This is a genomic window from Pseudomonas asplenii (assembly GCF_001293465.1).
Taxonomy (GTDB): Bacteria; Pseudomonadota; Gammaproteobacteria; order Pseudomonadales; family Pseudomonadaceae; genus Aquipseudomonas; species Aquipseudomonas fuscovaginae_B.
Map to the genome: position 1 here is coordinate 334039 of NZ_JSYZ01000009.1, position 5028 is coordinate 339066.

Sequence of the window (5028 nt, forward strand, 5' to 3'; positions counted from 1 at the left end):
CAATTTCGTACACAGCCTAGCAGGCCCGAGCCGTCAGATTTGGCGTAACATGAACTTACATTCTTGTAACACGACGCGAGAGGGGATTCTATCCTTTTGAGTGGACTGCCCACCGGACATGGAGCCTTTGGAATGGACACACTGAGCAAGTCGGAAATCGAGGCCGAACTGGCCTCCCGTTTGCCCAGCTACGAAGTCGAATGCACGCTGCATTCCGATGGAACCCTGTCGGCGATCCTCAGTGGCCCCAATGCCGATCACTTCGCCGTGACCGGCATCGTCCGGGCCGACTACCGCGGGCGCGAATCCCTGGCCCGGTTGGCCAGGGAAATCCTCGAGGAAATGGTCCTGTCGCGCCAGGGCAGCAAGACCAGTCGACTGCAGCGGCTGTGATCAGTCGCCCTTGTGATGACTCATTTCCAGTTTCCTGGCCATGTCCAGGTGCATGCGCAGCTTGGGCAAGGTCTGCTCGGCGAACGCCTTCAGTTCGGGCGACTGCGACTGGCTGGCCTCGTCCTCGTACAGCTTGATGGCTTGTTCATGGGCCTTGATCTGGTTGGCCACGTACGCGACGTCGAATGACTCGCCTTCCTGCACCTGCAACATCAGTTTCCTGGCCCGGTCCATGATTTGCGCATCGGAGGCCATCGGCAGGTCGTGCTTGCTGGCGATGGCCTTGAGGTCGCGATTGGCGTCGGTATGATCCTTGATCATTTCCACGGCGTAGCTGTTGATATCCGTGGCGGACGTCTTCTGGATCGCCAGGCGGCTGGTTTCGATCTCGGCGATACCGGCCGCCGAAGCGCTGTCGATAAACTCGGCCGGGGTCTGCGCCTGTACCTGGGTGGCCAGGGTGGAGCCGAGGATCAGGCTGAAAAACATCGGGCGTAGTCGTGGGGCCTTTCGGCTCATGGCTGTCCTCCTGTTGAAAAACCGTGCTCTACCGGGTTGTGAATTCCCCAGGCGGCAAAGGTTTAGAAAAAACTGCACGACAGCGACGAACGGCGGGCCAAAAAAAGCCCGCGGGAGGGCGGGCAAGGGAAGCTTTTGAACGAGCGATCACACTATATCCGCCGCGCGAAACCGTCACAGTGAAAGAATTTTCATCTTCCGCGTGGCTTGCCGCAGGTCATGGCAATTCCCTTCCAGACCAAGGCGCCCAGGCACCGGCAAAGGCGGCGGGGCGTCATTTCCAGCTCCTTGGGTCGACACAATTGCACAATTTTTCATGGAGGTTTCACCGAAGATATCGCCTATAAAAGGCCGGTAGCCACCGGAAACATCGCCATGACTCCCCCCCGCTTTTTCCTCACCTATCCCGCTTCCCCACGCCATTTCGCCCTGTTGGACCAGAACGGCATCTGCCTGGCTTTCAAGAGCTGCCGAACCCGGCCGCAGAATGGCAACTGGGTCGATGTCGAGGAGGTTTGCCTGGCCTGGCTGCATCGGCCACTTCCCGCCAGCGCCCCCAAGCACACGGGTAATCGCGAGGAGCATTGAGCACCTCCCTCCTGGGGTGCCGCCCTTGGGGCAAGCTTCTGTCCGAGCAACTGCGACATAATGGCAGGCACGCTGGAAAAACGGCGCGGACCGCGCCGATCTCTCAAAAAGGAACAGAAATGTTGTGGGTGGTGATGCTGGGCGGAAAACATCCCCGGGCCAAGATAGAAGTACATGATGTCGCCTTCGTCCGTGCCGACAGCCTGGCGGCGAGCTATCCGCAGTTGCGCCAGGACTGGTTCGGCAGCCAGAAGGGCCTGCATATCGATGCCTGGATGCGGGTCGATGGCGTCGAGCGCTGGAAGGTCGGCTTCAGCGACCTGGCCCCCGCGCCCGGCTCGCCACGGCTGTTCTTCATCAATCTTGGCGGCTATGAGGCCGGGGTCTATGGCGAGGCCCACCGGTATCTGCTGGTGGTTGCCGAAAACAGCGAGCAGGCCAAGGCCAAAGGCAAGCGGCAGATGCTCCGCGAGTGGGAAAAGCCCCACACCGACGCCCTGCTCGACGTCGACGACTGCCTGCCGATCGACCAGGTGGGCGGGCGTTATGTCGAGCTGCTGGAAGCACCGCACCGGGGTATCGTGCAGGGCAACGACTACATCGTCCTGCCCTGACCCTGGCTCAGAGAAATTCGATCTGCGGCAGTTCCAGCTGCGGCAATTCGCCATTGAGGAAATCGCGGAACGCCAGGATCCGCTCCTTGCGCAGGCTGCCCTTGAGCCAGACCAGGTAGTAGCTGTCGCCGGTACCGACGGCGGTCATGAACGGCAAGGCCAACAGGCCGTCACGCACATCCTCCAGCACCAGGCCAAGGTCGGCGATCGATACGCCGTGACCGCGCATCGCCGCGGATATGCCCTGGTCGAGGGTACCGAACACCTTGCCGCGGTCGAGCCGGACCCGTTCGTCGAGATCGAGGCGGCGCAACCAGCGACGCCAGTCCCGGCGATCCGCCGACGGGTGGATCAGTTCGTGGTGCTCCAGGGTTTCCAGGCTCCACGGCTCCGAGCCCAGGGCCTTGCTCGAGCAGATGGGAATCAGCCACTCGTCAAACAGCTTGCAGCATTCGGTCTGCGCCCCGAAATGCCCATCGCCGAGCAGGATCGCGCAATCGTAGGGCTCGGCGTAGAAGTCCACGCTGTCGATGTCCATCCACACGCTGGACAATTGCACCGGCAGCCCGGGTTCCACCGTCTTGAGTTTCTCCAGCACCTGCAGCAGCCAGCGCATGGTCAGGCTCGACGGTGCCTTGAGGCGCAGGTGACTGGCATTGGCCCGAAACGGCAGACAGGCGTCCTCGATCAGCTTGAAGCCGGCCTTGAGCTCCTGGGCCAGGCCTTGCCCGGCGTCGGTCAGTTGCAGTTTGGGGCCCTTTCTCTCGAACAGATGGCAGCCGAACAACTCTTCCAGATTACGGATATGCCGGCTGATGGCACTCTGGGTCAGCGACAGTTCCTCGGCCGCCCGGGTGAACGAGCAGGAACGCGCCGCCACCTCGAAGGCACGCAGGGCATAGAGCGGGGGGATACGTTCGGCCATGAAGACACCAAGCATGATTAATAATCATAGTTGGTCACAGATTTATCCATTTTTCAAACCGCCCGTGTCGCCTCAGGCTTGGCGTCCTCGAATCCCCGTACAAAGGCGACATCCCTGCCATGAACTTCTCGCTACTGCTGCTCTACGTGCTCAGCGTTGCCCTGCTGATCGTCACCCCGGGCCCGGTGGTCGCCCTGGCGATCAACACCAGCCTGAAGGCTGGCACCGGCCGCGCCATGCTCACGGTGCTCGGCACCAATGGCGCCTCGCTGATGCTCGCCCTGCTGGCGGTACTGATCCTGGCCGGCAGCCTGTCGCTCAACGAACACCTGCTGAACCTGGTGAGCTTCATCGGCTGCCTGTTCATCGGCCATCTGGGCCTTCAGGGGCTCAAGGACGCCCTGCGCACACCAGTGGACGACACCGTGCAGCAACCGCTGCCCAGTTCCCGCAGCGGTTTCCTCAAAGGTTTCCTGGTGGGTATCTCCAACCCCAAGGACATTATCTTTTTCGTGTCCTTCTTCCCGCAGTTCATCCAGATCACGCCTTCGTTCGGCCACAGCGCACTGCTGCTGACCGTACTCTGGGCCCTGGTCGACTTCATCATCCTGGGTCTGTACATCCACCTGGCCAACCGGATGTTCTCTGCCCGACACAAGGCCAAGGTGACTTTCGCCTCCAGCCTGGTACTGCTGCTGGTGGCAATCTTCGGTGCCGGCTACGCCGCCCGGTCGATGCTGGTGGCCCTGCATTGAAAGGCGTGTTTCAGTCATCATTCGATCAATGAATGATGATTAGCGCCATTCCGCGTTTCTGCTAGTGTCCTGTCTCGGGAATAAGTTCTCTTTTAGCGAGTGGCTTGGGTGTTCGGCCAAGGCGCCGCGACGAGTCATAGCAGGGCTATGGCGAGGAGCGGCAACGCCGGCCGGGCGCCCAGGACGCCGCCAAAAGGGCACAGCCTATTTCCGAGACAGGACACTAGGGTCGATACGTCCGATCAGGAGCCCACGGGATGAACGCACTCGAACAGCACAGCTTGTCCGTCAACGGCATCACCCTGAGCGTACATGTGGCAGGTCCCCAGGAGGGTCGGCCGGTCTGGCTGCTGCACGGCTTCCCGGAGTGCTGGCACTCCTGGCGCAAGCAGGTACCGGCGCTGGTTCAGGCCGGTTACCGGGTCTTCGTCCCGGAAATGCGCGGCTACGGCCGCAGCAGCGCACCGCCGGACAGCGCAGCCTACGCATTACTGACCCTCTGTGGCGACATCCAGGCCGCCATGCAGGCCTTCGCTCACGAGCAGGTCGCCATGATCGGCCACGACTGGGGCGCACCGGTAGCCTGGCACCTGGCGCTGCTGGAGCCGCAGCGGGTCCGGGCCCTGGTGACGTTGTCGGTGCCCTTCGCCGGCCGTTCCAAACGCCCGGCCATCGAAAGCATGCGCGAGTTCTTCGCCGATCGCTTCAACTACATTCTCTACTTCCAGCAGCCGGGTGTTGCCGAGCAGGAACTGGATGCGGACATCGATCGCACCCTGCGAACCTTCATGGGCGATACCGAGGTGTTCCTGCAGAGCAAGCCGGCCGACGCCAGGCTGTTTGACGGCGTGAACATGCCCTCGGCACTGCCGCACTGGTGCACGGAAGAAGACTTCGAGGCCTATCGCCAGACCTTCGCCGGCAAGGGCTTTCACGGCGCTCTGAACTGGTACCGCAACTTCGAACGCAACTGGCAAGAGACCGAGTTCCTGGCCGGGGCCCAGGTACTGCAACCGACACTGTTCATGGTCGGCGACCGCGACCCGGTCGGTGCCCTGGAAGCGCATACGATCAAGCGCATGCCCAACGTGGTGCCCCATCTGGAACAACAGGTGCTGGAGGATTGCGGGCACTGGATCCAGAACGAAAAGCCCGAGGAGGTGAATGCGGCGTTGCTGGATTTTCTTGGGAGGAACTACACCCAGTAAAACACGCCTAGGCTGTGTACGAAATT

7 protein-coding genes are annotated in these 5028 nt (G+C 61.6%); 4 read left to right on the plus strand and 3 right to left on the minus strand.

The window, feature by feature from the left end:
- Window positions 1–132 precede the first annotated feature (132 nt).
- Window positions 133–393, plus strand: a complete 261-nt coding sequence (locus PF66_RS13315) for a hypothetical protein (protein ID WP_054060399.1) — start codon at window positions 133–135, stop codon at window positions 391–393.
- On the opposite strand, the gene PF66_RS13320 is transcribed toward PF66_RS13315, so the two are convergent.
- Both PF66_RS13320 and PF66_RS33940 read right to left on the minus strand, forming a co-directional pair.
- Entirely contained in the window at window positions 394–912 is a 519-nt protein-coding gene (locus tag PF66_RS13320; protein WP_054062954.1) for a DUF4142 domain-containing protein, read from the minus strand.
- 174 nt (window positions 913–1086) lie between these two features.
- The gene (locus tag PF66_RS33940; protein WP_160320659.1) at window positions 1087–1497 is read right to left on the minus strand and encodes a hypothetical protein; all 411 of its coding nucleotides are present in this window, start codon (window positions 1495–1497) and stop codon (window positions 1087–1089) included.
- Window positions 1498–1619: 122 nt separating this feature from the next.
- Between PF66_RS33940 and PF66_RS13330 the strand changes: the two genes are divergently transcribed.
- The gene (locus PF66_RS13330) at window positions 1620–2114 is read left to right on the plus strand and encodes a DUF1543 domain-containing protein (RefSeq protein WP_054060402.1); all 495 of its coding nucleotides are present in this window, start codon (window positions 1620–1622) and stop codon (window positions 2112–2114) included.
- Between the two features lie 7 nt (window positions 2115–2121).
- Here the strand turns inward: PF66_RS13330 and PF66_RS13335 are convergent, their stop codons facing one another.
- Complete coding sequence (locus tag PF66_RS13335) at window positions 2122–3039, minus strand: LysR substrate-binding domain-containing protein (protein ID WP_054060410.1); 918 nt, start codon at window positions 3037–3039, stop codon at window positions 2122–2124.
- 119 nt (window positions 3040–3158) lie between these two features.
- On the opposite strand from PF66_RS13335, the gene PF66_RS13340 reads away from it, so the two are divergent.
- Window positions 3159–3794 (plus strand): LysE family translocator, encoded by a 636-nt coding sequence (locus PF66_RS13340; protein ID WP_054060403.1) that lies wholly within the window; start codon window positions 3159–3161, stop codon window positions 3792–3794.
- Between the two features lie 257 nt (window positions 3795–4051).
- Window positions 4052–5002 (plus strand): alpha/beta fold hydrolase, encoded by a 951-nt coding sequence (locus PF66_RS13345; protein ID WP_054062956.1) that lies wholly within the window; start codon window positions 4052–4054, stop codon window positions 5000–5002.
- Window positions 5003–5028: the final 26 nt, after the last annotated feature.